Source organism: Roseovarius salis, assembly GCF_044472985.1.
Lineage (GTDB): Bacteria > Pseudomonadota > Alphaproteobacteria > Rhodobacterales > Rhodobacteraceae > Roseovarius > Roseovarius salis.
Window position 1 is genome coordinate 1 of the sequence record NZ_JBISDG010000013.1, and the last position, 25,698, is coordinate 25,698.

25 protein-coding genes are annotated in these 25,698 nt (G+C 66.6%); 13 read left to right on the top strand and 12 right to left on the bottom strand.

What is annotated here, in order from left to right; all coding sequences use genetic code 11:
* Positions 1–986, bottom strand: a 986-nt coding sequence (locus ACH13J_RS06880) for an ABC transporter transmembrane domain-containing protein (protein WP_397542581.1), incomplete at its 3' end; no start/stop codon positions are given.
* 172 nt (positions 987–1,158) lie between these two features.
* On the opposite strand from ACH13J_RS06880, the gene ACH13J_RS06885 reads away from it, so the two are divergent.
* Together ACH13J_RS06885 and ACH13J_RS06890 are read left to right on the top strand one after the other, a co-directional pair.
* Positions 1,159–1,968, top strand: a complete 810-nt coding sequence (locus ACH13J_RS06885) for an MlaA family lipoprotein (RefSeq protein WP_397542582.1) — start codon at positions 1,159–1,161, stop codon at positions 1,966–1,968.
* Positions 1,946–2,563 carry an ABC transporter substrate-binding protein gene (locus ACH13J_RS06890; RefSeq protein ID WP_397542583.1) on the top strand — a complete coding sequence of 206 codons (618 nt, stop codon included), beginning with the start codon at positions 1,946–1,948 and terminating at the stop codon, positions 2,561–2,563. The genes ACH13J_RS06885 and ACH13J_RS06890 overlap by 23 nt, the downstream gene beginning before the upstream one ends.
* A 4-nt stretch (positions 2,564–2,567) precedes the next feature.
* Here ACH13J_RS06890 and ACH13J_RS06895 read toward each other — a convergent pair whose 3' ends face one another.
* Positions 2,568–4,706, bottom strand: a complete 2,139-nt coding sequence (locus ACH13J_RS06895) for a PBP1A family penicillin-binding protein (RefSeq protein ID WP_397542584.1) — start codon at positions 4,704–4,706, stop codon at positions 2,568–2,570.
* Between the two features lie 245 nt (positions 4,707–4,951).
* On the opposite strand from ACH13J_RS06895, the gene ACH13J_RS06900 reads away from it, so the two are divergent.
* The 3 genes from ACH13J_RS06900 (at position 4,952) to ACH13J_RS06910 (ending at position 7,064) form a co-directional block, all read left to right on the top strand.
* Positions 4,952–5,290 (top strand): P-II family nitrogen regulator, encoded by a 339-nt coding sequence (locus ACH13J_RS06900; protein WP_397542585.1) that lies wholly within the window; start codon positions 4,952–4,954, stop codon positions 5,288–5,290.
* Between the two features lie 20 nt (positions 5,291–5,310).
* Positions 5,311–6,648 (top strand): ammonium transporter, encoded by a 1,338-nt coding sequence (locus ACH13J_RS06905; RefSeq protein ID WP_397542586.1) that lies wholly within the window; start codon positions 5,311–5,313, stop codon positions 6,646–6,648.
* A 140-nt stretch (positions 6,649–6,788) separates the two neighbouring features.
* Positions 6,789–7,064: a hypothetical protein gene (locus tag ACH13J_RS06910; protein WP_397542587.1), complete on the top strand. Its 276-nt coding sequence runs from the start codon at positions 6,789–6,791 to the stop codon at positions 7,062–7,064.
* 13 nt (positions 7,065–7,077) lie between these two features.
* Here the strand turns inward: ACH13J_RS06910 and ACH13J_RS06915 are convergent, their stop codons facing one another.
* Both ACH13J_RS06915 and ACH13J_RS06920 read right to left on the bottom strand, forming a co-directional pair.
* Positions 7,078–7,455, bottom strand: a complete 378-nt coding sequence (locus tag ACH13J_RS06915; RefSeq protein WP_397542588.1) for a rhodanese-like domain-containing protein — start codon at positions 7,453–7,455, stop codon at positions 7,078–7,080.
* A gap of 14 nt (positions 7,456–7,469) precedes the next feature.
* Positions 7,470–8,369, bottom strand: a complete 900-nt coding sequence (locus ACH13J_RS06920; protein ID WP_397542589.1) for an MBL fold metallo-hydrolase — start codon at positions 8,367–8,369, stop codon at positions 7,470–7,472.
* A gap of 143 nt (positions 8,370–8,512) precedes the next feature.
* Here ACH13J_RS06920 and mutL point away from each other — a divergent pair, with 143 nt between their 5' ends.
* Positions 8,513–10,360 carry a DNA mismatch repair endonuclease MutL gene (mutL, locus tag ACH13J_RS06925; RefSeq protein WP_397542590.1) on the top strand — a complete coding sequence of 616 codons (1,848 nt, stop codon included), beginning with the start codon at positions 8,513–8,515 and terminating at the stop codon, positions 10,358–10,360.
* 81 nt (positions 10,361–10,441) lie between these two features.
* Complete coding sequence (gene rmuC / locus ACH13J_RS06930) at positions 10,442–11,845, top strand: DNA recombination protein RmuC (protein ID WP_397542591.1); 1,404 nt, start codon at positions 10,442–10,444, stop codon at positions 11,843–11,845.
* Between the two features lie 48 nt (positions 11,846–11,893).
* Here the strand turns inward: rmuC and ACH13J_RS06935 are convergent, their stop codons facing one another.
* From ACH13J_RS06935 to ACH13J_RS06960, 6 genes are all read right to left on the bottom strand, one after another.
* A complete protein-coding gene (locus ACH13J_RS06935; protein ID WP_397542669.1) occupies positions 11,894–12,346 on the bottom strand; it encodes a transglycosylase SLT domain-containing protein in 453 nt (150 codons plus the stop codon).
* Between the two features lie 155 nt (positions 12,347–12,501).
* Complete coding sequence (locus tag ACH13J_RS06940) at positions 12,502–12,879, bottom strand: hypothetical protein (RefSeq protein WP_397542592.1); 378 nt, start codon at positions 12,877–12,879, stop codon at positions 12,502–12,504.
* A gap of 11 nt (positions 12,880–12,890) precedes the next feature.
* A complete protein-coding gene (locus tag ACH13J_RS06945; protein WP_397542593.1) occupies positions 12,891–13,664 on the bottom strand; it encodes a DUF6478 family protein in 774 nt (257 codons plus the stop codon).
* 100 nt (positions 13,665–13,764) lie between these two features.
* Positions 13,765–14,460: a hypothetical protein gene (locus ACH13J_RS06950; protein WP_397542594.1), complete on the bottom strand. Its 696-nt coding sequence runs from the start codon at positions 14,458–14,460 to the stop codon at positions 13,765–13,767.
* The gene (gene ilvD / locus ACH13J_RS06955) at positions 14,441–16,198 is read right to left on the bottom strand and encodes a dihydroxy-acid dehydratase (RefSeq protein ID WP_397542595.1); all 1,758 of its coding nucleotides are present in this window, start codon (positions 16,196–16,198) and stop codon (positions 14,441–14,443) included. Before ilvD ends, ACH13J_RS06950 begins: the two co-directional genes overlap by 20 nt.
* A 207-nt stretch (positions 16,199–16,405) precedes the next feature.
* Entirely contained in the window at positions 16,406–18,076 is a 1,671-nt protein-coding gene (locus ACH13J_RS06960) for a tetratricopeptide repeat protein (protein ID WP_397542596.1), read from the bottom strand.
* A 111-nt stretch (positions 18,077–18,187) separates the two neighbouring features.
* Here ACH13J_RS06960 and ACH13J_RS06965 point away from each other — a divergent pair, with 111 nt between their 5' ends.
* From ACH13J_RS06965 to ACH13J_RS06975, 3 genes are all read left to right on the top strand, one after another.
* Positions 18,188–19,069, top strand: coding sequence for a CPBP family glutamic-type intramembrane protease (locus tag ACH13J_RS06965; protein WP_397542597.1), 882 nt, complete (start codon positions 18,188–18,190; stop codon positions 19,067–19,069).
* A 61-nt stretch (positions 19,070–19,130) separates the two neighbouring features.
* Entirely contained in the window at positions 19,131–20,114 is a 984-nt protein-coding gene (gene accD, locus ACH13J_RS06970) for an acetyl-CoA carboxylase, carboxyltransferase subunit beta (protein ID WP_397542598.1), read from the top strand.
* The gene (locus tag ACH13J_RS06975; protein WP_397542599.1) at positions 20,111–21,385 is read left to right on the top strand and encodes a glutamate ligase domain-containing protein; all 1,275 of its coding nucleotides are present in this window, start codon (positions 20,111–20,113) and stop codon (positions 21,383–21,385) included. Before accD ends, ACH13J_RS06975 begins: the two co-directional genes overlap by 4 nt.
* Positions 21,386–21,400: 15 nt before the next feature.
* On the opposite strand, the gene ACH13J_RS06980 is transcribed toward ACH13J_RS06975, so the two are convergent.
* A complete protein-coding gene (locus tag ACH13J_RS06980; RefSeq protein ID WP_397542600.1) occupies positions 21,401–22,258 on the bottom strand; it encodes an SDR family oxidoreductase in 858 nt (285 codons plus the stop codon).
* A gap of 9 nt (positions 22,259–22,267) precedes the next feature.
* Positions 22,268–22,714 carry a VOC family protein gene (locus tag ACH13J_RS06985; protein ID WP_397542601.1) on the bottom strand — a complete coding sequence of 149 codons (447 nt, stop codon included), beginning with the start codon at positions 22,712–22,714 and terminating at the stop codon, positions 22,268–22,270.
* 112 nt (positions 22,715–22,826) lie between these two features.
* Here ACH13J_RS06985 and ACH13J_RS06990 point away from each other — a divergent pair, with 112 nt between their 5' ends.
* The 3 genes from ACH13J_RS06990 (at position 22,827) to ACH13J_RS07000 (ending at position 25,682) form a co-directional block, all read left to right on the top strand.
* Positions 22,827–24,296: an AMP nucleosidase gene (locus ACH13J_RS06990; RefSeq protein WP_397542602.1), complete on the top strand. Its 1,470-nt coding sequence runs from the start codon at positions 22,827–22,829 to the stop codon at positions 24,294–24,296.
* A 130-nt stretch (positions 24,297–24,426) separates the two neighbouring features.
* Positions 24,427–24,714 (top strand): HU family DNA-binding protein, encoded by a 288-nt coding sequence (locus ACH13J_RS06995; protein ID WP_397542603.1) that lies wholly within the window; start codon positions 24,427–24,429, stop codon positions 24,712–24,714.
* A gap of 80 nt (positions 24,715–24,794) precedes the next feature.
* Positions 24,795–25,682 carry an EamA family transporter gene (locus tag ACH13J_RS07000; RefSeq protein WP_397542604.1) on the top strand — a complete coding sequence of 296 codons (888 nt, stop codon included), beginning with the start codon at positions 24,795–24,797 and terminating at the stop codon, positions 25,680–25,682.
* The last annotated feature ends 16 nt before the right edge of the window (positions 25,683–25,698 follow it).

A 25,698-nucleotide genomic window follows, 5' to 3' on the forward strand; every position in this document is an offset into this window, starting at 1 on the left:
GGCAACGCGGTTCGCGCCGGCGGGGGCGGCGCGGCGGCCAGAAGCTCCACCAGGTTGCGCCACCCCCCTGCCGCGGCCTGTACCGTCGGCCACTGCGCCACGGCCTGTTCGACCGGGGCCAGCGCGCGCCCCAGCAGGATCGACCCGGCGATCATGGCACCGGCGGTAAGCTCGTCCTGCAACACCAGGTAAGCGCCCAGCCCCAGCATTGCGGATTGCAGGAAAAGACGAAACACACGCGCGGCCATCGTGAACGTCCCGCCAAGGTCGGCGGTCGCCACCTGTGCCGACAGGGCGCGACGGCGCGCGGCCTGCCAGCGTTTGTAGCCGGCATCGCGCATGCCCATGGCCTGCACCAGCTCCCCCTGCGCACGCAGCCGGCCGGCCATCGCCTCTGCCTCGGCGCTGGCGTCGGCCGCGGCATGCGCCGGGCGGCGGGTGCCCACCTGGTTGAGGATCGCGAAGAGCACCAGCACGCTCCCGCCGGTCGTGGCCAATGCGCCCAGCCACGGATGGAACACGAAGATCCCGGCAAGCAATACAGGTGTCCACGGCAGATCGAAAAATGCCAACAGGACCGGAGACGCCATGAAGCGCCTGATCGACTCGAGATCTGTCAGACCCGTAGCGCAGCGCGCGTCTGCCCGCGGGGCCGATGTTTGCATGACCGCGTCGAATACCCGCCGCTCCAGCCGGGATTGGAACCTTGCGGCGGCACGGTTCATGATTCGGCCCCGGGCGTAGTCGAGCACGCCCATCATGGCGAATAGGAACACCACCAGCACCGAAAGCGCCACCAGCGTCTCGATGGACCGGCTGCCCAGAACGCGGTCATACACCTGCAGCATGTACAGCGGGCCGCTGAGCATCAGCAGGTTCACGAAGACGCTGAACAGGCCCACGGCCCAGTAGAGCGCGCGGCCCTCGGCCCGGGCGGCGCGGAGCTCGTCCCGTGCCACGCTCAGTCTTCGGGCAGGTGGGGGCATGGGGGCGTCCATCCTTTCGGTCCGCACCGTGCGTGCTTGCAAAAACGCCGGGCGCCTGCGATAGAGTCGCTGTCGCCCGAGTGCCACAGTCGCGCGGCGTTCCGGTGGCAGTGTCTGGGTCTCAGGCTTCAACAATTTATCTGATGATTCCGTTAATCCGCGGCCGTTCCATTTGACCGATATCGCATCTCTCCGGCCCAGAGGCCCCGCCCGCCGCCTTCTCGCGGCGCTCGCGCTTGCGACGCTGCCGGCCTGCACCACGCCCGGCCCCGGGCATCCGCCGGGGGAACCCTTCGACCCCTACGAGGAGAGCAACCGAGAGGTGCATGAGTTCAACCGCGGCCTCGATCGCGCGCTGATCCGTCCTGTCAGCCGCGGATACAGCCGCGCGTTACCCGACGACATCGAAACCGCGGTCGGGCGGTTCGCCTCGAACCTGTCGCTGCCGCAATCGGTCGTGAACAACATACTTCAAGGCAACATGCGCGGCGCCACCGAGGATACCTATCGGTTCCTCGTCAACACCACCGTGGGGCTGGGCGGGTTCTTCGACCCGGCGACAGAGCTGGGCATGCCCGAGGCGACAGAGGCGGATTTCGGCCAGACCCTGCATGTCTGGGGCGTTCCCGAGGGGGCGTACCTCGTATCGCCCGTGCTGGGCCCCTCCACCGAGCGGGCCTCGGCCGGCAAGCTGGTCGATCTCTTCACCAATCCCCTCGGCTACGTGATCGACACGCCGGAGCGCTATTACGGGACCGCCGCGCGCATCTCCAACGGCCTCAGCCAGCGCGCGCGCTACAGCCAGACCATCGACTCGGTGCTCTACGACAGCGCGGACGGCTATGCGCAGATGCGGTCACTTTATTATCAGAACCGCAGGTTCAAGCTGGGCGGATCGGCAAACGGTGCCTATGTAGAGGACTACGATGACCCCTATGGCGCGACCTACGAGGATCCCTATGACGACCCGTACGCCGACTGAGCTGTCCCGCCGGCACCTGATCGTGACCGCCGTCGCCTCGGCCGGCCTGTCCGCGGCTCCACGCCCGCTGCTGGCGCTGACCGATTCCACGGCGCGCGCCCTGATTGACAAGGTGGTGGCGGAAATCAACGCCGTCATCGGGTCGGGCAAATCGGAATCGGCCATGATCCGCGACTTCGAGCGGATCTTTGCCCGCTATGCCGATGTGAACATCATCGCGCGATCGACACTCGGCGCCGATTCCCGCCGCGCCTCCGCCGCGCAGATGAACGCCTTCGTCGATGCATTCCGCGGCTATGTCGCGCGGAAATACGGCAAGCGTTTCCGCGAATTCATCGGCGGCGAGATCGAGGTCGAGGCCGTGCGCAAGGTCAAGTCGTGGCACGAGGTGAAATCCACGGTCTACCTGCCCGGCCAGAAACCGTTCGAAGTGCTGTTCCTCGTTTCCGACCGCTCGGGACAGGATCTTTTCTTCGACATGGTGATCGAGGGCGTAAGCCTGCGGCTGAGCGAACGCACCGAGATCGGAGCGATGCTCGACGCCAACAGGGGCAGCATCGACGGGCTGATACAGGATCTGCGCCGGGCGGGCTGACCCCTCAGCGGTCGCCGCCTCCGCCCAGCAAGTTGCGCAGGATACGTTCCACGGCATTGCCGCGCGGCTGTCGCTCGCGCTGACCCGTGCCTTCCATCTCCTCCCGGCGGTCCAGTTCCGACGGGCGCTGCATCGGCAACGGGCGCGGCTCCAGCCCCTCGTGCACACGCTGCATCGTCTCGCGCCATATCTCGGCGGGCAACCCGCCGCCGGTCACGCCGGTGAGCGGCGAGTTGTCGTCGTATCCCATCCACACACCGGCGACGTAGTCGGCGGTGAAGCCCAGGAACCACGCGTCGCGCGCGCCCTGTGTCGTGCCGGTCTTGCCGGCGGCCTGAACATCGGGCAGACGCGCGCGGCCGCCGGTGCCGCCCTGAACGACCTTGTGCATCATCCATGTCAGCTGTCGCGCGGCGTCCTCGCGGATGACGCGCTCGCCGATCCCGCCACCCGCGCCAATGAGGGGCGTTTGCTCGCCCAGCAGCTTCAGCTCTATCAGCCCGTAGGGCGTCACCGATGAGCCGCCGTTCAGGATGCCGGCATAGGCGCCCGTCATCTCCAGCAGGGTACTCTCCGACGCGCCGAGCGCCAAGGCCGGGCCGTCGGCCAGATCGCTTTCGATCCCGAAATCGGAGGCGACCTTGCGCACCTTTTCGCGTCCCACCGATTCGGACACCTTTACCGCCGGCACGTTGAGCGAGCGGCTGAGCGCCTCGGTCAGCGTCACGCGGCCGTAATGCTCGCGGGTGTAATTCTCGGGGCACCAGCGCCCGGACCCGGGAATATCGAGGCAATAGGGCTCGTCCACCACCGTCGAAAGCGGGCTGTAGCCCAGCTCCAACGCGGTTGCGTAAACGAAAGGCTTGAACGCCGATCCGGTCTGGCGGCGGGCCTGCGTGGCACGGTTGAACGCACCCGTCACCCTTGTCTTGCGACCGCCGACCATCGCGCGCACGGCCCCGTCCGCCGACATCACCACGATCGCCGCCTGCGCCTCGGAGCCTTCCTTGACCTTCTCGTCGAACACGGTCTTCATCGCATCCTCGGCGGCGCGCTGGATGCGCTGGTCGAGCGTGGTTCTTATGATCACGTCCTCGGTGGTGTCACGTGTAAAGAAATCGGGGCCCGATTCCATGACCCAGTCCGCGAAATAGCCGCCGGTGCGCGATTCGGCGGCCTCGGACAGGGTCGCCGGGTTATTGCGGGCCGTGCGCGCCTCGGCCTCGGTCAGGTATCCCTGCTCGGCCATAAGGCGCAGCACCGTCGCCGCCCGGTCGCGCGACCGTTGCAGGTCGGTCGTCGGCGCCAGCCGCGACGGCGCGGTCAGCAAGCCGGCCAGGATTGCGCTCTCCTGCGCGGTCAGCTCGGCGGCATGCTTGCCGAAATAGCGCTGCGCAGCAGCCTCGGCACCGAACGCGCCACTGCCCATGTAGGCGCGGTTGAGATAAATCGACAGGATCTCGTTCTTGGTATACTTGGCCTCCATCGCCAGCGCATAGACGGCCTCCTTGGCCTTGCGCCAAAGCGTCGTCCGGCGACAGTCCCGGACGTATTCCCGCCGGGTTTCCCATTGGTCAGGGTCGTAGGCGACCCCTAGGCACAAGAGCTTGGCCGTCTGCTGCGTGATGGTCGACCCGCCGTGGCCGCTGAGCGGCCCGCGCCCCTCGGCCAGGTTGATACGGATGGCGCTGGCGATGCCCCGCGGGCTGATGCCCACATGCCAGTAGAACCGCTTGTCCTCGGTCGCGATCACGGCATTCTTGAGATGCGGGCTGACCGTGTCGGCGGTGACCACCCCGCCGAATTGGTCCCCGCGCCAGGCGAAGACCTCGCCATCGCGGTCTCTCAGCGTGACGGAGCCGCGCGCCCGCCCGTCCAGCAACTCTCGCACGTCCGGCAACGTGGTGTAGGTGTAGAATACCGACAGCCCGACGATGAGCGCCACGACCATCGTGACCCGCCATGTCAGCCCCCAGAGGATGCGGCCGAAGAAACGCAGCAGCGCGCCGACAGGCCCGGAAGACCGGCGCGGGCGGCGCGCCGGCGCCTTCTTGCGCCCGCCGCGACGGGTCTTTTTCGGCGGGGTTTTCTTGCGTCGTTTCTCCGCGACGAGGCGCGGCGTCTTGCGACCGGTCTTGCTCATGCTTGCCCCATTCGGATCCTGCCCGACGCACCGATACTAACCACCGCCGTTCCCAAAGTTGAGCCTGCCTTCCGTTTTTGAGATGCCCGCTTATTAGGCATTTGGAAATTTAAGACCAATTTTTGTGCAATTTCCACCGGCAATCCGGGCCAGAACCGGGGCTGTGTCTTTCCGGCGCCGCGGCACCCGGCTTTTCTGCAAGTGCGAAATTAACCCTTGCCCAAAGAATCCGAAAGGGGTGTCAAGTGAAACTCATCATAGCGACCATCAAGCCGTTCAAGCTTGAGGATGTCCGCGAGGCGCTGACGGAAATCGGCGTGCGCGGCATGATGGTGACCGAGATCAAGGGCTTCGGCGCCCAGTCCGGTCACACCGAGATATACCGCGGCGCCGAATACGCCGTGAACTTCGTCCCGAAAATCAAGCTCGAAGTGGCCGTGTCCGACGCGATGGTGGACCAGGTTCTCGATGCCATCGCCAAGACCGCCCGTACCGGCAAGATCGGCGACGGCAAGATTTTCGTTCTCGACCTTCAACAGGCCATGCGCGTGCGCACCGGCGAAACCAACGAAGACGCGCTTTGACGCGCGCGGGGGAAATGACAATGACCATCACACGTTTCACGAAACTGGTCCTGACGGCGGGCGCGCTCATCGCGCTGCCGCAGATCGGCGCCGCACAGGAAGCGGCCGCGCCCGGGTTCGACGAGATCGGCCCGTATATCATGACGACCCTGCTGTTCTGCATGGCGGGCTTTCTGGTGTTCTTCATGGCCGCCGGTTTCGCCATGCTCGAGGGCGGGCTCGTGCGTTCCAAGAACGTCACGATGCAGATGACCAAGAATATCGGCCTGTATTCGCTGGCCGCGATCATGTACTGGCTGATCGGCTTCAACCTGATGTATCCGGGCGACGGCTGGATAATGCAGGGCTGGGTCGGTCCGTTCTTCTCGACCACCGTGCTTGATCCCGTGGGTGTCTCGGCGGCGAACGCGGCGCTCGATTATGCCTCGATCGGGTCGGACTTCTTCTTCCAGCTGGTGTTCGTGGCCGCCACGGCCTCGATCGTTTCGGGCGCGCTGGCCGAGCGGATCAAGCTGTGGCCGTTCCTCATCTTCGTCATCCTGCTGACCGGTGTTCTCTACCCAATCTCGGGGTCGTGGCAGTGGGGCGGTGGCTGGCTGGCCGAGGCCGGCTTCTCCGACTTCGCCGGCTCGACCGTGGTGCACTCGGTGGGCGGCTGGGCCGCGCTGGCCGGTGCCATCGTGCTGGGACCGCGCCTTGGCAAGTACGGCAAGGACGGCAAGGTCAACCCGATCCCGGGCTCCAACCTTGCGCTGGCCACGCTTGGCACCTTCATCCTGTGGCTCGGCTGGTTCGGCTTCAACGGCGGCTCGCAGCTGGCCATGGGCACGGTCGGGGACGTCTCGGATGTCAGCCGCATCTTTGCCAATACCAACATGGCCGCAGCCGCGGGGGCCGTCGCCGCACTGATCCTGTCGCAGGTGATGTACAAGAAACCCGACCTGACGATGACGCTCAACGGTGCGCTGGCGGGTCTGGTGTCGATCACGGCCGAACCGCTTGCGCCGACGCTCTTCGGCGCCCTGTGGATCGGCGCGATCGGCGGCGTGATCGTGGTGCTGACGGTTCCGATGCTCGACAAGTTCAAGATCGACGATGTCGTGGGCGCGATCCCGGTGCACCTCTTCGCCGGTATCTGGGGCACCATCGCGGTGGTCTTCTACAACGACGCGGCGAACATCGCCACGCAGCTTCTGGGGATCGTCGCCTACGGGGTCTTTACCTTCGTCGCCAGCCTCGCGGTCTGGTTCGTCATCAAGGCCGTGATCGGCATCCGTGTCGAGGAAGAGACCGAGATCAACGGCCTCGACATGAGCGAGCTGGGCATGGAAGCCTATCCGGAGTTCTCCAACGCCTGAACCGGGCGTCTTTCCTGGAGCAACTTCAGCCCGGGCTTCGGCCCGGGCTTTTTTTGTTCACTCCCCCTGCAGCGAATTGTCGCTGGCCCGACACCGGGAGCGCGTTAGCTTTCGCGAACGCAAAAAAGGGAGATGGCGGTATGGATGGAAGCATACTGGGACAGGATGACGCCGCGGCAGAGGCGCTGCGCCAGCAACATGTGCACGACCGCGCCCTCGCCTCGATCCGGCAAGAACAGCGCCGGAACGAGGCGGGAGGCTATGCCGTGATGGGCGCCGCTGCCGCCTTCGGCGAAGCCGTGCGCCCCGGTCGCTGGCTCGCCCTTGCCGCGACCGCGGCAAGGGTCTTCTGCATCGGGCTGATGACCGCGGTAATCCCGCTCTACCTGTTTTTGACAGTGTCGCCCGGCGGGTGAGGCGTGTCTGTGCTCACGGCTCGATCAGCTTGGGAGAGCCGGTCGCAAGGTCGGTGCCGACATAAGGCAGCTTTGCCTCTTTCCACGCGGCAAACCCGCCGCCCATATGCGCGACTTTCTTGAACCCGGCCTCGATGCACTGGCGCGCCACCTTCTCCGAGCGGACCCCCGACCCGCAGTGAAACACCAGGCGTTTGTCCGACTGCCCGGGCAGCTTGCGCGCCTCGAAGAAGGGCAAGGGCAGCAAAAGCGCGCCGCGTATGTGCTCGAAGGCGTATTCCTGCACGGTACGGACGTCGATCAGCGCGATCTCGTCCCGGTCAAAGGCCGCGGCGACCTCTGCCGCGTCCCATGTCTCCAGCGTTGCATCGCCCACGGTCTCGGTTTTCATTGCGTTTCTCCCGATCAGAACTTGTTGGCAGGTATCTTGAAGTAGCTGTGCCCGTCGGACTCTGCCTCGGGCAGGCGGCCGCCGCGCAGGTTCACCTGCAAGGCATAAAGCATGCGCCCCGGCAGCGGCAGGGTCTCATCGCGCGCATCCCGCAGCTTCACGTAATCTTCGCGCGGTGCGCCCCCTCCCACATGCGGGTTGTTCGCCCTGTGCTCGGCCACGGTCGCCTCCCACGCCGGGTCGGTACGATCGCCAACCGGCGGGTAGTCGTGCCCGATGAAAAGGCGCGTATCGTCCGGCAGCGCAAGGATCTGCTGCAGGCTGTCGTAAAGCATGTCGGATGACCCGCCTGGGAAATCCGCACGGGAGGTGCCCACATCCACGTGCATGAAGGTGTCATGCACGAACGCGGCATCCTTGCCCACGACATAGGTGATAGACCCAAGGGTGTGCCCCGGTGACAGCATCACCCGCACGTCGAGATTGCCGATCCTGAACGTGTCGCCGTCGGCGAACAGACGGTCGAAATCGCGGTTGGGGTCGAACACGTCGTGAAGGTTGTAGTAATCCCCCCACAGCCCGGCGATCTCGTGCACTTTCTCGCCTATGGCATTCGGGGCGCCGGTCTTGTCGCGCAGCCAGTGCGAGGCCATGAAATGGTCCGCATGCGGGTGAGTGTCGAGAACCCATTCAACCTCGAGCCCATTGTCCTTGACGAAATCCAGCGCAGCCTGGGCGCTGTCTGTACGGGTGCGCGCATGCGCGGGGTCGAAATCCAACACCACGTCGATCAGCGCGGCCTTGCCGGTTTCCGGGTCGGCGGCCACGTACTGAATGCTCCCGGTGTCCGGGTCGTGAAAGCCGGTGACCTCGGCAGATCCCGCACCTTTCGACGGGCTTGTGCGATGGAACATCTTCAACTCCTTTCCTGCTTTCGAATTCACGTAATTGAATGTGGCTCCGATCCAACCCCTCGCCACGCGGAATTTCAGTTCGCCCCGGTCCGGGCCAGATGCTATCTGGCAGAATCGTCCGGGAACATGCTAGGTATAGCGCAATGAACAACATGACGCGCAACATAAGCCACGGCCGACCCGTCATCCGCCAGCTGGACGAGACCGCCGCGAACCGGATCGCCGCCGGTGAAGTCGTGGAACGCCCGGCCTCGGCCGTCAAGGAACTGGTGGAAAACGCACTCGATGCGGGGGCCACCCGCGTGTCGGTGGAGTTTGCCGACGGCGGAAAGACACTCATCCGCGTTGCCGACGACGGGTGCGGGATGGCCGCTGGCGACCTGCCGCTGGCGCTGGCGCGGCACGCCACGTCCAAGATCGACGGCTCGGACCTGCTCAACATCCGCAGCTTCGGCTTTCGCGGCGAGGCGCTGCCCAGCCTTGGTGCCGTCGGGCGGCTGACCATAACCTCGCGCGTCGCCGGGCAGGAGGCGGCCGAAATATCCGTGTCCGGCGGCCGGGTGAGCGGCCCGAAACCCGCCGCGCTGAACACGGGCACGACCGTTGCTTTGCGCGACCTTTTCCATGCCACGCCCGCGCGGCTGAAATTCATGCGCTCGGACCGGGCCGAGGCGCAGGCGATCACCGACACGGTCAAGCGTCTGGCGATGGCCGCGCCCTATGTCGGGATCACCCTGCGCGACGTGTCGGGCGGGGCCGAGGGGCGCGTGACCTTCCGTGCCGATCCCGAAACCGGCGACATGTTCGACGCGCTGCACGGCAGGCTCGCCCGTATCCTCGGCCGCGACTTCGCCGAGAACGCGCTCAGGATCGACGCGGCGCGCGACGGCCTGCGCATGACCGGCTTCGCCGCCCTGCCGACCTATGCCCGCGGCTCGGCCGTGGCGCAGTATCTCTTCGTCAATGGCCGGCCGGTCCGCGACAAGATGCTGACCGGGGCGTTGCGCGCCGCGTACCAGGATCTGCTCAGCCGCGACCGGCACCCGGCGGCCGCGCTTTTCATCGACTGCGACCCGACGCTGGTGGACGTCAACGTCCACCCGGCCAAGTCAGAGGTGCGTTTCCGCGACCCCGGCGTGGCGCGGGGACTGATCGTTTCCGGCCTGCGCCATGCGCTGGCCGAGGCGGGGCACCGCGCGGCCTCCACCGTTTCCGACGCGGCGCTTGGCGCAATGCGGCCCGAACCGGCCGCGCCCCGCGTCTACCAGATGGACCGCCCGTCGCCCGCGGCGCTCGCAACGGCCCGCGAGGCACAGGCGCCCGGCTTTGCCGAGCTGCAGGACAGCTACAGCGGTCGGGTCGAACCGGCCGAAACCATCGCGCAGGACTCCGGCACGCTGACGGAACAGGCCCGGCCGCTTGGCGCCGCAAGGGCGCAGCTCCACGAGAACTACATCGTCGCCCAGACAGAGGACGGCCTGGTGATTGTCGACCAGCACGCCGCGCATGAACGGCTGGTCTATGAAAAGCTGAAACGCCAGATGGCCGACAACGGGGTGCGCGCGCAGGCGCTGCTGATCCCCGAGATCGTCGAGCTTTCCGAAACCGGGGCCGCCCGCCTGCTGGACGAGGCCGAGGAGCTTGCCAAGCTCGGCCTGACGGTCGAGCCCTTTGGCCCCGGCGCCATCGCCGTGCGGGAAACCCCGGCGATCCTCGGGCCTTGCGATGCGGGCGCGATATTGCGCGACATCCTCGACGAGCTGACGGACGGAGACGACAGCCTTACCCTACGCTCGCGTATCGAGGCGATCCTGTCGCGTATCGCCTGTCACGGCTCCGTGCGGTCCGGGCGGCGCATGTCGGCCGACGAGATGAACGCCCTGCTGCGCGAGATGGAGGCGACCCCGCATTCGGGCCAGTGCAACCACGGCAGGCCCACCTACGCCCATCTCAGGCTGTCGGACATCGAGAAGCTCTTCGGGCGTACATGATTTCCGCTCGCCCTTGGCAGGCTGGTTGACTTTGACGTGCGCCAAAACGATTTTTGCCAGCATCGCTAATGGAGTTTGCACGTGCAGGTTGAATTGCTTGATTTCGATGTGGTGAACGGCTTCGCCCTCGCAGGGTTGGTCCTTGCCCTTGTCATACTGCTCATGGCGGTCAGGGCGACCAACCGGCAGCGCGATACCATCGCGCGGTTGCGCGAGGAAATCGCCGGACAGAAACCCAGCGTCGATCGGCTCCCGGAAATCGAACAGGAACTGCGGACGGCCAACGAGGCGCTTCAGGAAAAACGTATCGAGAATTCCCAGCTCGAGGGGCAGCTCGAAACGCTGCGCAAGAGCCACGAGGCGCGACTCGAGGAAATACGGGTAATGAAGCGGGAGCTGGAAGAGAAGTTTTCCAACCTCGCCTCGGGTGCTCTGAAATCCAATTCCGAGCGTTTTCTGGAGCTGGTTTCCGAACGCTTCAAGCAGCACAATTCCGCGGCCGAGGAAGACCTGACCAAGCGGCAGACCGCGATCAAGGAGCTGGTGAAGCCGCTCGATGAGAAGCTCGGCAAGTTCGACCAGCGCATCAGCGAGATCGAGAAGGCCCGCAACGAGGCCTACGGAGCCATCAAGACGCAGGTTCTCGAACTGGCGGAAAGCCAAAAGATACTGGGGCAGGAAACCCGCCGCCTGGTCCAGGCGCTGCGCGCGCCCAAGACCCGCGGACGCTGGGGCGAGATGCAGCTTCGACAGGTTTTCGAGATGGCGGGCATGGTCGAGCATGTCGATTTCCTGTCCGAAAGCTCGGTCGAGACGGCCGAAGGGCTCCGCCGGCCGGACGCGATCGTGAACATTCCCGGCGGAAAGAACATCGTGATCGACGCCAAGACCCCGCTGGAGGCGTATCTCGACGCGCTCGAAAGCCCCACGCCGGAGCAGCAGCAGGAAAACATCGCCCGCCATGCGGCTCAGGTGCGCCAGCACGTCAAGCTTCTGTCGTCCAAGTCCTACCAGGAATCGATCCAGACGACGCCGGATTTCGTGGTGATGTTCATTCCCGGCGAAACCTTCGTGGCCGCGGCCGCCGAGAACGACGCGGGGCTGATCGAATATGCCTTCGAGAGAAAGGTCCTGATCGCATCGCCGACCACGCTCATGGCGCTGATCAAGGCCATCGCCTATGGCTGGCAGCAGGAAAAGATGGCCGAGAATGCGGCCGAGGTACAGAAACTGGCCAAGGACCTTTACGACCGGCTCGGCACCTTTGCCGAACATCTTGAAAAAACCGGCAAGAGCCTTCGTCAGTCCGTCGACAACTATAACAAGGCCGTCGGCTCGCTAGAGGGGCGGATCCTCCCCGCGGCACGCAAATTCGAGGCCATGGGCGTGGTGGCCAACAAGTCTGAGATCGACGCGCCACGCATGGTGGAACAAGAACCGCGCAGCCTGACCGCCGCCGAGTTCAACGAGATCGACAACAAATAGAAACCGCTGCCCGCATCGGCAGGATCGAAACCTGTTTGGAGGGCCGCTTCACGCCCGGCAATGCCGGGCGATCTCGCGGTCGCGCAGGCCGGTCTCGACCAGCAAGCAGCGGTCGCGCGCCTCGTAGTAATAGCCGCGCGCATACCACATGACGGCCTCGTCCATGTCACCGTCCGACACCATCCATGCCCCGCGCAGGTATTTCACGCCCCATTTCAGGTTCGTGGCGGGGTCGAGAAGATCGGCGTCCCGCCCGGCAAACCCGATACCGCGCGCCGTCTCGGGCAGGATCTGCATCATGCCGTAATAAGGGCCGTTGCGCGCCCGCGGGCGATAGTCGCTTTCGCGTTGCACCACCTTGTGCACCAGCGCGCGCGGCACCTCATAGTCATCGGCATAGGCATTGATCAGGGCGCGGATCCGCGGCGTCTCGCCGGGATAGAGCGGCGCCGCCGCCCGCGTCGAAAGCTCGGGGTCTCGTGCCCCGCCACACGCCGACATGGCCGAAACGGCGAGAAGCACAAAGGCATGGCTGATCTTCACTGTCCGGTCTCCCGTTGCCGTCCCGCACGCAGACAACGATGAAATCCGGCCGCGTGGCAAGAGGCGTGTGGCGCATGGCCGGGGCACGGCAGGTTTCCGCCCGCGCGTGGCGGTCAGGTCGTCTCCAGGCAGTGCCGGCGAAAGGCGCGTTTGAGCAGATCCAGTTCCTCGCGCAGCAGCGTGACCTCGGCGCGGATGTCATAGCTGAGCGCATCCCCCGACATCAGCGAGAAACTCCCGATCGTCTCGCCGTCGGCGCGGTCCTGCATGACAAAGGTCTGCACCCCGTCGGCGATCACGCGCGGGGGTATCGGCACGCGCAGAACCCACAGCCCCTCGTCGGGGCGCGGGATCACCTCGACGCCCTCCAACGGCTCCTGCAAGTGGGTCACCACGACATCGGGGGGCTCCGTCCCTCCGCCCTCGCGGGTCAGGATGCCCTCCCACACGCCTTCGAAAAGCCGGGTCTTGGTCAGTGTCAGGTCGCTCATCGCTTGCCCCTTCAGAATTCCGCCCGCGGCCGCCGGCTCAGCGTCAGATCACGCACCGTCACCTGGCTCATCTGCGGGTTCTCGAAGATGAGATCGATCCACGCACGTTCTATCCGCTTCTCGTTGAGCTTGGAGTATGCAAGGTCGAACTCGACCATGACAACCTCCTCGGTCAGCGGCAGCTCGCGCACGATCTGCTCGGTGTTCGGTCCGTGCTTGATGTTGAGCCGCGCGAATATCTCCAGCGGCTTCTCCATCTCGACGATCGTGTCCACGCGGATCAGGTGGGAGCGCGTCAGCCCGTCCACCGCCGCCTGCGGCAGGTCGAGCACGAGCGACAGAAAGGATCCGTCAAAATTGAACACGTCCATGCGCAGCCCGAACGGCGCAAGATCCTCCTCCCGCCGGTTTCGGATCTGGCGCAACGACAATTCCGAATGGCGGCAGTCATGGAACAGGATCAACTCGTCGCCAAGCCGTGTATTGCTCTCCACCGAGGACCGGCCCGGCACCGCCAGCGGCTCGCGCCATAGTGCCGGCCGCCATGCCCAGTCCGTGCCATGCGGCTTGGGAAAGGTTCTCGTGCCGATGACCGGCAGGGCCAGCCTGTAGTCGGCCGCCGCGATGAATTCATTGAGTTCGTGGCGCAGCCTGCGCGCCTCCGCGCGCTTGCGTCTCAGCTGCGCGACGGGATAGGCGCCGGCATGCTTGGCGGCCCGGCGCCAGAGGGTCAACGCCCTCCGGTTCGCGAACCATTCTAGCCATGAGCCGCCGCTGTCCGCCATTCCGGGTCCGCTCTTCCAGTTCCGCCCGCCTTCGCTGCCGATCCTGTCATAGCATCATTGCGAATCCTGAAACAATCTGTGTCGAACGATCCGCGCGCGGTCAGGTCTCGTCCTTTTCCGGCGCCGGTGTGTCCCCGGATCGCGCGGGCACAAGCTCCGGGCTGGCTTGCCGCATCCGGCGCGCCACGTCGGTCAGAAGGCCCCGCCCCCCCGGTCCGGCCATCGCGCTGTCCGATTTCGCGTAAAGGGCCAGCGCGACCAGATGACCGTTGAGCCGCATCCCCGCGCGCCAATGACGGGCATCACCCCCGGGCAGGATCCGGTCGCCCCCGCTGGCGAACTGCACGACCGTCAACTCCGCGCTCTCATGCGCCGCCAGAACCTCGGCCGGCGCCATGCTGCGCGCGATCTGCTGGGCGGTCGGCGCCGCGGGCACCTCCCCGTCCGGCGGATCGGGCAGGACCGAAACGGTTATGAGCACCGGCTCCACCGCCTCTCCGCGCATCCCGCTCAGCGACTCGCAGCTGGCAAGCAGCACGAAACCGCCATTGTCCCGCCGGCGCAGTGTGCGGCGGTCGATGCAATAGCCCCGCGGTCCGCGCACAACCACGTCCCCGTCGTAAAGTGCAACCTTGCGCAGCACCTTTCTTCCCTCGTCCTCCTTGCCGGAGGCGAGAAAGCCAAGCGCGCCGGTGTCGGAGCCGAGGCAGCCGGCAAGCAGCAGCACCGAGGCCAGCATCCCGGCCCTGAGCATCCCCAACGCGCCGGGCCGTCTGTCAGATGTCCATGTAGACATGCCGCTCGGCCTTGCCGCCGGGATGGGTGACCGCGCCCTTGTAGGTCTCGCCCACGAGCCGAGCGAATTTCCAGATCGCGCCCGAGGCATACATCGTCTCGCGCGGGCCGGCCCAGCCCTGCTTGCGCCGGGCCAGTTCTTCGTCGGACAGGTCCACGCTCAGCTCTCCCTTGATGGCGTCGATGGTGATGACATCCCCGGTCTCGATCAGCGCGATCGGACCGCCATGCGCCGCCTCGGGCCCGACATGGCCCACGCAGAATCCCCGCGTCGCGCCGGAGAAGCGCCCGTCGGTAATGAGCGCCACCTTCTTGCCCATGCCCTGCCCGGACAGGGCGGCGGTGGTGGCCAGCATCTCGCGCATGCCGGGGCCGCCCGCCGGCCCCTCGTTGCGGATGACGATCACCTCGCCTTCCTCGTACTGCCGTGCCTTCACCGCCTCGAAGGCGTCCTCCTCGCATTCGAACACCCGCGCCGGCCCGGTGAAGACCTGGTTCTCCGCAGCGATACCGGCCACCTTGACGATGGCGCCGTCGGGGGCAAGGTTGCCCTCCAGCCCCACGACACCGCCGGTCCTGGTGATCGGGGCGTCGATGGGATGGATCACGCGGCCATCGGCCTCGCGGTCGATCCGGTCCAGCTCCTCTCCTATGGAGCGTCCGGACGCGGTGACGCAATCCTCGTGGATGAGACCCGCCTTGCGCAGCTCCTTCATCACCACGGGGATGCCGCCGGCATCGAACAGGTCCTTGGCCACGAACTGCCCCCCCGGCTTGAGATCGACGAAGTAGGGCGTGTCGCGGAAGATCTCGCACACGTCCTGCAGGTAGAAGTCGATCCCCGCCTCGTGGGCGATGGCCGGCAGGTGCAGCCCGGCATTGGTCGACCCGCCGGTGCAGGCCACCACACGCGCCGCGTTTTCCAGGCTCTTGCGCGTCACCACGTCGCGCGCGCGTATGTTGCGGTCCAGCAGGTTCATCACCGCGTGGCCCGACGCCTCGCCATACTGGTCGCGGCTCTCGTAAGGCGCGGGCATGCCCGAGCTGTTCATCAGCGCCAGCCCGATCGCCTCGCTCACGCAGGCCATGGTGTTGGCGGTGAACTGGCCGCCGCAGGCCCCCGCGGAGGGGCAGGCCACGCGCTCCAGCATGGCCAGCGCCTCGTCCGACAGCTCCTTGTTCTGGTGACGGCCCACCGCCTCGAACATGTCCTGCACGGTCAGGTCGCGGGTGCGGAAATCCTCGGGAATCTCGTCAACCTGCGGCGCCTTGCCCGGCAGGATCGAGCCGCCGTAGATGAACACGCTTGGCACGTTGAGCCGCACCATCGCCATCATCATCCCCGGCAGCGACTTGTCGCAGCCCGCCAGCCCCACCAGCGCGTCGTAGCAATGCCCGCGCATGGTCAGCTCCACGGTGTCCGCGATCGCCTCGCGGCTGGCCAGCGACGAGCGCATCCCCTCGTGGCCCATGGCGATACCGTCCGTGACGGTGATGGTGGTGAACTCGCGCGGCGTGCCATGCGCCTCCTTGACGCCACCCTTGACCGCCTGCGCCTGCCGGGCCAGCGCGATGTTGCACGGCGCGGCCTCGTTCCAGCAGGTCGCCACGCCCACCAGCGGCTGGTGGATCTCCTCCTCCGTCATCCCCATGGCATAGTAATACGACCGGTGCGGCGCCCTCGCCGGGCCCTCGGTCACGTATCGGCTGGGCAGCTTGCTCTTGTCGAACTTCGTCATCTGGGGACCTCCTGGAGCGTGATCGCAAAAGGTCTAGGATAGAGCCGCGCGGTGGGCAAGCGTGTTATCCCTGCCCCGGCGCACGCCCGCGGCCTCGGACCCGGGCATTTCCGCGACGGCGGCAAGGCCCGGCCGCGCGCGGGCATCTTCTTGGCCGAAATACCCCGGGGGTGAGGCCGCAAGGCCGAGGGGGCAGCGCCCCCTGCCCTACTCCGCCGCCCGCAGCGCGGCCTGCGCACAGAAGCACGAGGCGGCAACCGTCCTGTCCGCGCGGGCCTGCGCGAGGTCGAGGCGCTGGCGCACCTGCACGATCTCGACCGTCTCGCCACGCGCCTTGAGGCAGTCGTGCAGACCCTTCAGGCTCCAGACATTGTCGGGGTGCACCGTGGCGCGCGACAGCTGCCCGCCCAGCCCGAGATCCTCGCGAAAGAGCGCCTCGGCCTCGGCCACGCGGTCCTGTTCCAGCAGCAGCGCGCCCAGCGCGTGGCGGGTGGGCTGCATCCAGCCCCACGGCTCGTCGTAAGGCAGGGTATCGTCCAGCGCGACCGAGCGGCGCAGCGCCGCGAAGGCCTCGTCATACCGCCCCTCGCGGTAGAGGATCTCGCCGCGCAGCATCTCGGCCCCGATGGCCAGCAGGTCGACCACCTTGTTGTTGTGCACCAGCCGGCTTTCCGGCACGCGCGCCATCGCCGCGTGGTAAAGCTTCTCCTCGGCCAGCGCCGCGTCCACCTCGCCCAGCGCCGCATGGCCGATACCGCGCGCGTAATGCACATGGGCGGCCAGAGTGCAATAAAGCTCCGGGTCTTCCGGCAAGGCCAGCTCCGTCGCCTCGCGCCACCGGCCGAAGCGCACCAGAACATGCGGCTCGAAGCTCAGATACGCCTCGAAGTAATCCGCCATCGGCGGGCTTTCCATGCGCAGCATGTCCTCGGGAACGGTCGCCTCGGCGCCCCGAACGGCCCGCAGGGCGGGCCCGATCTGGCCCAGCAACATCGCGCCGTAGATGACGAAATGGTAATCGTGCAGCCGATAGCCAGAATAGATGTTGAACGCGCCTTTCTCGCGCCAGTATTTCTCGTCAGCCGCGACAGCGGCCTCGTTCCAGTCCACCACGTTCTGATACTGGCCGCACAGCACGTCGATATGGGTGGGCATGTGGATGAGGTGGCCGGCATCGGGCACCAGCCGGCGCAGCACGTCCGCCGCCTTCAGCGCCTTTTCCGGGTGCGGCGACATCTCCATCAGGTGGACATAGAGATGCAGCAGGCCGGGGTGGCGCATCGCGCCGGGGCGCCGCTCCATCGCCTCTTCCAGCACCTTCTGCGCCTCCTCGGTAAAGGCGCCCTCGGCCGGACGGCCGGTGGGCAGGTCCCACATCTTCCACGGGGTAAGGTTCAAAAGCGCCTCGACGAAAACCGTGCATATGTCGAGGTTGCCGGGATGCGCCGCGTGAACCGTCCTCATTGCGTCGGCGAAATCCCTGTCCCAGCTCTTCATGGTGGCGATGTCGGCCATTCCGGCCTGCGGATAGCGCGCCGGCAGCGCCCGGATCATCGCCGCCTCCCAGTCCGAAACGCCGTCGAGGCGCGTCATGGCGGCCATTGCCGCCTCGTGCCCTGCCGCCAGCGCCGCGGCGCGGCCGGCCTCGTCGAAAAGCTCCCAGTCCATGTTGTAGTTGGGACCGACGGCATAACCGCGCCCCCAATGGGCCATGGCGCAGGCGGGATCGGCGGCGATGGCGTTGTCGAAACAGCTCACCGCCTCCTCGTGGTTGTAGCCGTAGGTCCACAAAAGGCCCCTGTCGAACCAGAGCTGCGCCGCGTCGGAGTCCGTCGTGACGGGAAAGCTGTGGTCCCCGAGGTCGAAATAGCTCTCCACGGGTGCGCCTCCATTTGATCGTCACCAGGCTACCACAAAAACCGCCGGCGGCGGAAACCTTTCGCGAGACGCCGCATTGTCCCGGCCCGGCGCAGCGCCTAGCTTGGCGCCATGCGCACCGCTTACGACGCCTACGCGCCGCTGGTCGCCCCGGCGCGGCCCTCTTCGCATCCGCTGCGGCTGATTGCCGGGGCCGGATTGACCGTCCTTCTGTTCATCGCGCTCGGCTTCGCCTACGCAGCACTCGTGCCCGTTCTCGTGGGATACGAGGCGGGAACGGCGAAATCCGCGGTCGGCCAGCCAGCAGGGGTCGTCCTGCTTCTCTTCCAGTTCGTCTGCCTCGTCCTTGCGTTGTCGATCGCGCTGCGGCTTGTGCACCGGCGCGGGCTGGCCGGCCTGATCGGGCCTTTCCGCCGCGCGGCCGCGCAATTCCTGCGCTGCACGCTGCTGCTGCTGCCGCTCTACCTGCTGCTGTTCGTCGTTCCCGTGCCCGACGAATATGCGCCCGACCCCAACATGACCGCCACCGCCTGGCTTTCATGGCTCCCGCTCGCACTGCCTGCGATCATGGTCCAGATCACGGCCGAGGAGCTCGCTTTCCGCGGCTACCTTCAAAGCCAGCTCGCCGCACGGTTCCGCCACCCTCTCGTCTGGATCGGCCTGCCCGCCGCCCTTTTCGGCGTGGTGCATCTCGACCCCGCCATCGCGGGAGAAAACGCATGGGTGCTGGCGGTCTGGGCCACGCTCTTCGGCGCGGCCGCGGCCGACCTGACCGCGCGCAGCGGCTCGCTCGGCCCCGCGCTGAGCCTGCACTTCACCAACAATGTCTTCGCAATCCTTGTCACAGCGCCGGAGGGCAGCCTCGACGGTCTTGCGCTCTACACCATCCCGCTCGACCTGGCGGCGGAGGGACTCGCATGGTACGTGCTCCCGGTCGAGGCGTTGTTCACGCTCTGCGCTTGGCTCGCGGCCCGGCTGGCGCTGCGCGTCTGATTGCATTTGCCGCGGCCAACGTCTATTTCGGGCGCGACATCAGAAACGGGAATGTCCAAGCATGAACTGGATCACAAACTACGTGCGCCCGCGGATCAACTCGATCTTCTCGCGCCGTGAAATCCCGGAAAACCTGTGGTCCAAGTGCGATGGCTGCGGCACCATGCTCTTTCACCGCGAGCTGAGCGCGAACCTGAATGTCTGCACCGGGTGCGGACACCACATGGCGATCACCCCGCGCGCGCGATTTGGCGCGTTGTTCGACGGCGGCACCTTCTCGGAGGTCAGCGTGCCCCAACCCACCGCCGACCCGCTGCATTTCCGCGACCAGAAGAAGTATCCCGACCGCATGCGCGCCGCGCAGAAATCCACCGGCGAGAAAGAAGCGATGATGGTCGCCATGGGCGAAATCGGGCGCACGCCCGTCGTGGCCGCGGCGCAGGATTTCTCCTTCATGGGCGGTTCCATGGGCATGTATGTGGGCAACGCCATTATCGCCGCGGCCGAGACGGCGGTGAAACACGAGCGCCCGCTGATCCTTTTCTCCGCCGCCGGTGGCGCCCGGATGCAGGAGGGCATCCTGAGCCTGATGCAGATGCCGCGCACCACCGTCGCCGTTCAGATGCTGCGCGAGGCCGGTCTGCCCTATATCGTGGTGCTCACCAACCCCACGACTGGCGGGGTGACGGCCTCCTACGCCATGCTGGGCGACATCCACATCGCCGAACCGGGCGCCCTGATCTGCTTTGCGGGGCCGCGGGTGATCGAACAGACGATTCGCGAAAAACTGCCCGAGGGCTTCCAGCGCGCCGAGTACCTGCTGGACCACGGCATGATCGACCGTGTGACCAAGCGCACGGACATGCGCGACGAGCTGATCACGATCATACGAATGCTGATGGGCCTGCCGCCCGCGGTGAAAGGCGATCTGCCGCCGCCTGCCGACCCTGCCGAGGCCAGCGTTGCCGCGTTGCAGGAGCCCGGAACCGAAGAAACGGCCAAGCCAGACGCGCCGGACACGTCCAAATCCTCTGCCAAGACATGAGCGCCCCGGCCTCCGACGTCATCCTTGAACGGATGATGTCGCTGCATCCCAAGATCATCGATCTCACGCTGGACCGGGTCTGGCGTCTGCTGGACAGGCTGGGCAACCCGCAGGACGCCCTGCCGCCGGTCATCCATATCGCCGGCACCAACGGCAAGGGCTCGACCCTGGCGATGATCCGCGCCGGGCTGGAGGGCGCCGGCCACACCGTCCACGCCTACACCTCGCCACATCTCGCCCGGTTCCACGAACGCATCTACCTCGGCGGGAGCCTGATTTCCGAACCCGACCTCGCGGTGGTGCTCGACGAGTGTGAGGCCGCCAACGGCGGCGCGCCCATCACCTATTTCGAGATCACGACCTGCGCGGCTCTGCTGGCCATGGCGCGACGACCGGCGGATTACACGTTGCTGGAGGTCGGCCTCGGCGGGCGTCTGGACGCGACCAACGTGATCCCGGCGCCGCGGCTGACCGTCATCACGCCGGTGTCGATGGACCACGAGGGCTTTCTTGGCGACACGCTGCCCGAAATCGCCGGCGAAAAGGCGGGCATCCTGAAACGCGGCGTGCCCTGCATCGTCGGCCCGCAGGCGGAACCGGCAATGGAGGTGATCGAGGCCGCCGCGGCCCGGGCCGGCGCCCCGCTGCTGGCCCACGGCCAGCACTGGCACGTGACAGCGGAGCGGGGCCGCCTTGTCTACCATGACGAAACCGGCCTGCGCGACCTGCCGATGCCGAACCTGCCGGGTGGGCACCAGCTCGACAACGCGGGCATGGCGCTTGCAGCGCTGCGCCATCTGGGGGCGGGCGACGCGGCGCTGGACGCGGCCGTTACCTCCGCCCGCTGGCCCGCCCGGATGCAACGGCTGACCGCCGGCACGCTGGTCGATGCCGCCCCGCGGGCCGAGCTTTGGCTGGACGGCGGGCATAACCCCGCCGCGGGGCAGGCACTCGCCCGCCACCTCGACAGCCTGCCGCCCCGTTCCACGCATCTCGTTTGCGGAATGATGAATACCAAGGACGTGACCGGCTATCTCGGCCCGCTTGCCGCGCATGCGCGCAGCCTGACCGCCGTGCCGATCCCCGGCGAGCCGAACACTCTTTCGGCCGATGCCACAGCCGAGGCCGCGGCGGCCGTGGGCCTGCCCGCAGCCACCGCCGGCACCACACTCGAGGCCGTCACGGCAATCACCGCGCAAGACCCCCGTGCCCGTATCCTGATCTGCGGTTCACTCTACCTCGCCGGGACCGTCCTGCGCGACAACGGCTGACGCGCACCGCCCGGCTCAACCACCCGCGTCGAGCAGGGCCCGCAGACCCGCGCGGTAATCCGGGTAGATCAGTTCCACCCCCAGCTCCTCGCGGATACGGCGGTTGGAGACCCGCTTGGACTCCGCGTAGAAACTGCGCGCCATGGGCGACATCTCCGCGACCTCGAACGGGATTTCGGGTGGCAGGGGGCAGCCCAGAAGCTCCGCCGCGTAGCCGATAACATCCTGGGGCGGGGCCGGGGCGTCATCGCAGACATTGTAGACCGCGCCGGGGTCCGGACGGTCGATCGACGCCGCCAGAACCTGCGCGATGTCATCCACGTGGACCCGGCTGAACAGCTGGCCCTTCTTGACGATCCGCCGCGCCTTGCCCTGGCGCACCTTCTCGAACGGTCCGCGCCCCGGCCCGTATATTCCAGCCAGCCGGAAGATGTGCAGCGGCAGACCGGGAACGGATTGCCATTGCTCTTCTGCCGCCTTGCGCAGCCGGCCCCGGCGTGTCGAGGGATCGAGCAGCGTCGTCTCGTCCACCCAGCCGCCGCCGTGGTCGCCATAGACACCGGTAGTGGAAAGATAACCCGCCCATTCCAGCCGTGGCGCCAGGTCGGCGATCTCCTCGGCGAAACGTGCCAGCACCGGGTCGCCCTCGCCTCCGTCCGGCCCCACGCTGGACAGGATGTGCGTCGCGTTGCGAAACGCCTCGGACAGATCCCCGTCGGGCCAGAGTACGGGGATCACCCCCTCGGCCTCCAACGCCGCCAGCTTTTCGGGGGTGCGCGTGGTGCCGTATATCGTCCAGCCGCGCGGCAACAGCCGCTGTGCCAGTGCCCGCGCGGAATACCCGTGCCCGAAAGAGATAAACACCTTGCCCATGTGCCCGTCCTACGCCCCGGACGCGGACTGTGCAATCTCCAACGGGCGCGAGGCCACCCATGCATAGCCGTTTTCGCACAGGATGATGGTCTCGCGCAGGCCGTGCGGCTTGTCCGTTGGCGGCTGCAGCACGTGATATCCGGACGCCGCCGCGCGCCGCGCCGCGACGTCGGGATCGGTTTCATAGAGCCGCAGCTCTGCCCCTGCCCCGCGCGGCGGCGTTTCCGGCACGAGCCCGAGAAGCGGGTTTTCGCCGTATGTATGATCTCCGTGCAGCTGGAATATCGCGCCGTGATAGTCCAGGATAGCGAAATCGCGGCTCACGCGATGCGCCTCCATGCCAAGAACGTCGCGCAGGAACCGGACCTCGGCCTCGACGTCGCGCACCAGCAGGTTGAGACCGATCCCCCTGAGCGATGCGCCGAAGGCGTCCGGGCTTACCGTTTCGTAATCCATGACCCGCCCCGGCGTGCCGATACCCCTCGGGGCAGCTTGATCGCCGCCGTGGCGCGTGTCAACGTGCAGCCGAAACAACGACGTGACAGGCCTCCCCCATGGACAGACCGGCATGACGGGCGGGATCAAGACCCCTGACCTGCCCGCCCCGCAGGAGTTTACAGACGCGTCCGCGGCCGTGGCGCACCTGATCTGGTTTTACGAGACCGCGGTGGAATTCCTGCGCGCCGAGTTTGCCAACGCGCTGAAACATGGCACGCCGGGTTACCGGGCGCGCGCGTTCTATCCCGAGATCCGAATTACAACGGCAAGCTATGCCCAGATCGACAGCCGGCTGAGTTTTGGCCACGTGGCCGAGCCGGGCACCTACGCCGCCACTGTCACCCGCCCGCGCCTGTTCCGCCGTTACCTCGAACAACAGCTCGATCTGGTGATGGAAAACCACGGCGTGCCGGTGACGGTCGGCGCCTCGGCCACGTCCATGCCGATACACTTCGCCGTGGCCAGTGACCCCGGCCTGACGGTGCCACAGGAGGGCGCGACCACCTTCACCCTGCGCGACGTGTTCGACGTGCCCGACCTGACCACCACGAACGACGATATCGTCAACGGCACGTTCCAGCCCGGTGCCGATGGCGCGGGGGCACTGGCGCCCTTCACCGCGCAGCGGGTGGACTACTCGCTGGCCCGGCTGGCGCACTACACCGCCACCGAGCCCGAACATTTCCAGAACTACGTTCTTTTCACCAACTACCAGTTCTACGTGGCCGAGTTCGAGGCCTTCGCGCGACGGATGCTGGCGACACCCGGCAGCGGGTACCAAAGCTTTGTCGGCCCCGGCAACATCGAGATCACCGGCCCGGACGATATCCTGCCGCCGCCGTCCAAGCTGCCGCAGATGCCCAGCTATCACCTCAAACGGCCGGGCGCCTCGGGCATCACGCTGGTGAATATCGGCGTGGGGCCGTCCAACGCCAAGACGGCCACCGATCACATCGCCGTGCTCCGGCCCCATGCGTGGATCATGGTCGGCCACTGCGCCGGGCTTCGCAACAGCCAGCAATTGGGCGATTTCGTGCTCGCCCATGCCTACCTGCGCGAGGACCGGGTCCTCGACGCGGATCTGCCGGCATGGGTGCCGATCCCGGCGCTCGCGGAAATCCAGATCGCCTTGCAGGATGCCCTGGCACACGAGACCCGGCTGGAGGGCTACGATCTCAAGCGGATCATGCGCACCGGCACGGTGGCCAGTTTCGACAACCGCAACTGGGAATTGCGCGACCAGACCGGCCCGGTGCAGCGCCTCAGCCAGTCCCGGGCGATCGCGCTCGACATGGAAAGCGCGACGGTGGCCGCCAACGGCTTTCGCTTCCGCGTGCCCTACGGCACGCTGCTGTGCGTGTCCGACAAGCCGCTGCATGGCGAGCTGAAGCTGCCGGGCATGGCCAGCGACTTCTACAAGACGCAGGTGGCGCGCCATCTCATGATCGGGATCCGCGCGATGGAGACGCTGCGCGACATGCCGTTGGAGCGCATCCACAGCCGCAAACTGCGCAGTTTCGACGAAACCGCGTTCCTCTAAGGTGGGAAAAACCCCACAAAATGCGCCAAAAACCCTTGATTTCCTACACTATGCGTTGTGTTCAATGGCAAGATACAGTTAAATCGCGGCACGAGGCCCCTAGGAACGGGCAGTGAAAGGAGACCATGAAATGGCAAAACCGATGACGAAAACCCAGCTGGTCGCGGCCCTGGCCGACGAGATGGACAGCGACAAGAAATCCGCCAGCGCAGCCCTGGACGCGGTTGTCAACGTGATCACCCGCGAGGTATCCGGCGGCGGCGCGGTCACCCTGCCCGGCGTGGGCAAGATCTACTGCCGCGAACGGCCCGAGCGGATGGTGCGCAACCCCGCGACGGGCGAACAGATCCGCAAGCCGGCGGACAAGGTGGTGAAGATGACCATCGCCAAGGCGCTCAAGGACAGTGTCAACGGCTGACCTTGTAATCGGCAAGAGTTTCGGAAAGGGTCGCCCGCGCAAGGGGGCGACCCTTTTCAGTTACGGAGGCGCTGAGCAGCATGGACATCCGGGCAATCGTCATGGGGCTGGCCTTCGCCGTCATGTGGTCCAGCGCGTTCACGTCCGCGCGGGTGATCGTGGCATCCGCGCCACCGGTGTCCGCGCTGGCGCTGAGGTTTCTTATCTCCGGGGTTCTCGGGGTGATGATCGCGCGGTTTCTCGGCCAGAGCTGGCGGCTGACCCCAGCGCAGTGGCGGGCAACCATCGTGTTCGGCATCTGCCAGAACGCGCTATACCTCGGCCTGAACTTTGTGGCGATGCAGACGGTCGAGGCCTCGCTCGCGGCCATCATCGCCTCGACCATGCCACTGCTCGTGGGACTGGCAAGCTGGGCGATCCTCAGAGAGCGCGTCGGCCCATTGGGATTTGCAGGTCTGGTCGCGGGCGTGGTCGGGGTGGCGATCATCATGGGCACCCGGCTTCAGGGCGGGGCCGACCTGTACGGCGTTGTGCTCTGCGTGATCGGGGTGATCGCGCTCACCTTTGCCACTCTGGCGGTGCGCGGCGCCACCTCGGGCGGGAATTTCCTGATGATCGTCGGGCTGCAGATGCTGGTGGGCAGCCTCGTTCTGGGGGTCGTCGGCGCGGCGACCGAAACGATCGCGATCGACTGGTCGTGGCAATTGGTGGCGGCGTTCACCTACACCACGCTCGTGCCCGGGCTGGCCGCGACACTGGTTTGGTTCCTGCTGGTCAACCGGATCGGCGCCACCAAGGCGGCGACATTCCATTTCCTCAACCCGTTTCTCGGGGTCGCGATCGCGGCGCTCGTGCTGAACGAGCGCCTCGGGGCGTGGGACGTGCTGGGCGTTCTCGTGGTCACGGGCGGGATCCTCGCGGTACAGCTGTCCCGGCAAGAGGCCGCGGAGCGCCCGCAACCACGCTGAGCCTGCCGCCCATGGC

Bases quoted from the DNA above. Each gene is read 5' to 3' on its own strand.
- ACH13J_RS06915 (WP_397542588.1), bottom strand. From the start codon at position 7,455: ATGAAAACCGAGACCGTGGGCGATGCAACGCTGGAGACATGGGACGCG.
- ACH13J_RS06940 (WP_397542592.1), bottom strand. From the start codon at position 12,879: ATGAGCGACCTGACACTGACCAAGACCCGGCTTTTCGAAGGCGTGTGG.
- ilvD (WP_397542595.1), bottom strand. From the start codon at position 16,198: ATGACGAAGTTCGACAAGAGCAAGCTGCCCAGCCGATACGTGACCGAG.
- ACH13J_RS06945 (WP_397542593.1), bottom strand. From the start codon at position 13,664: ATGGCGGACAGCGGCGGCTCATGGCTAGAATGGTTCGCGAACCGGAGG.
- ACH13J_RS06905 (WP_397542586.1), top strand. From the start codon at position 5,311: ATGACCATCACACGTTTCACGAAACTGGTCCTGACGGCGGGCGCGCTC.
- ACH13J_RS06980 (WP_397542600.1), bottom strand. From the start codon at position 22,258: ATGGGCAAGGTGTTTATCTCTTTCGGGCACGGGTATTCCGCGCGGGCA.
- accD (WP_397542598.1), top strand. From the start codon at position 19,131: ATGAACTGGATCACAAACTACGTGCGCCCGCGGATCAACTCGATCTTC.
- ACH13J_RS06965 (WP_397542597.1), top strand. From the start codon at position 18,188: ATGCGCACCGCTTACGACGCCTACGCGCCGCTGGTCGCCCCGGCGCGG.
- ACH13J_RS06935 (WP_397542669.1), bottom strand. From the start codon at position 12,346: ATGTCGGCGTGTGGCGGGGCACGAGACCCCGAGCTTTCGACGCGGGCG.
- mutL (WP_397542590.1), top strand. From the start codon at position 8,513: ATGAACAACATGACGCGCAACATAAGCCACGGCCGACCCGTCATCCGC.
- ACH13J_RS06910 (WP_397542587.1), top strand. From the start codon at position 6,789: ATGGATGGAAGCATACTGGGACAGGATGACGCCGCGGCAGAGGCGCTG.
- ACH13J_RS06895 (WP_397542584.1), bottom strand. From the start codon at position 4,706: ATGAGCAAGACCGGTCGCAAGACGCCGCGCCTCGTCGCGGAGAAACGA.
- ACH13J_RS06920 (WP_397542589.1), bottom strand. From the start codon at position 8,369: ATGTTCCATCGCACAAGCCCGTCGAAAGGTGCGGGATCTGCCGAGGTC.
- ACH13J_RS06975 (WP_397542599.1), top strand. From the start codon at position 20,111: ATGAGCGCCCCGGCCTCCGACGTCATCCTTGAACGGATGATGTCGCTG.
- ACH13J_RS06950 (WP_397542594.1), bottom strand. From the start codon at position 14,460: ATGTCTACATGGACATCTGACAGACGGCCCGGCGCGTTGGGGATGCTC.
- ACH13J_RS06990 (WP_397542602.1), top strand. From the start codon at position 22,827: ATGACGGGCGGGATCAAGACCCCTGACCTGCCCGCCCCGCAGGAGTTT.
- ACH13J_RS06985 (WP_397542601.1), bottom strand. From the start codon at position 22,714: ATGGATTACGAAACGGTAAGCCCGGACGCCTTCGGCGCATCGCTCAGG.
- ACH13J_RS07000 (WP_397542604.1), top strand. From the start codon at position 24,795: ATGGACATCCGGGCAATCGTCATGGGGCTGGCCTTCGCCGTCATGTGG.
- ACH13J_RS06995 (WP_397542603.1), top strand. From the start codon at position 24,427: ATGGCAAAACCGATGACGAAAACCCAGCTGGTCGCGGCCCTGGCCGAC.
- ACH13J_RS06890 (WP_397542583.1), top strand. From the start codon at position 1,946: ATGACGACCCGTACGCCGACTGAGCTGTCCCGCCGGCACCTGATCGTG.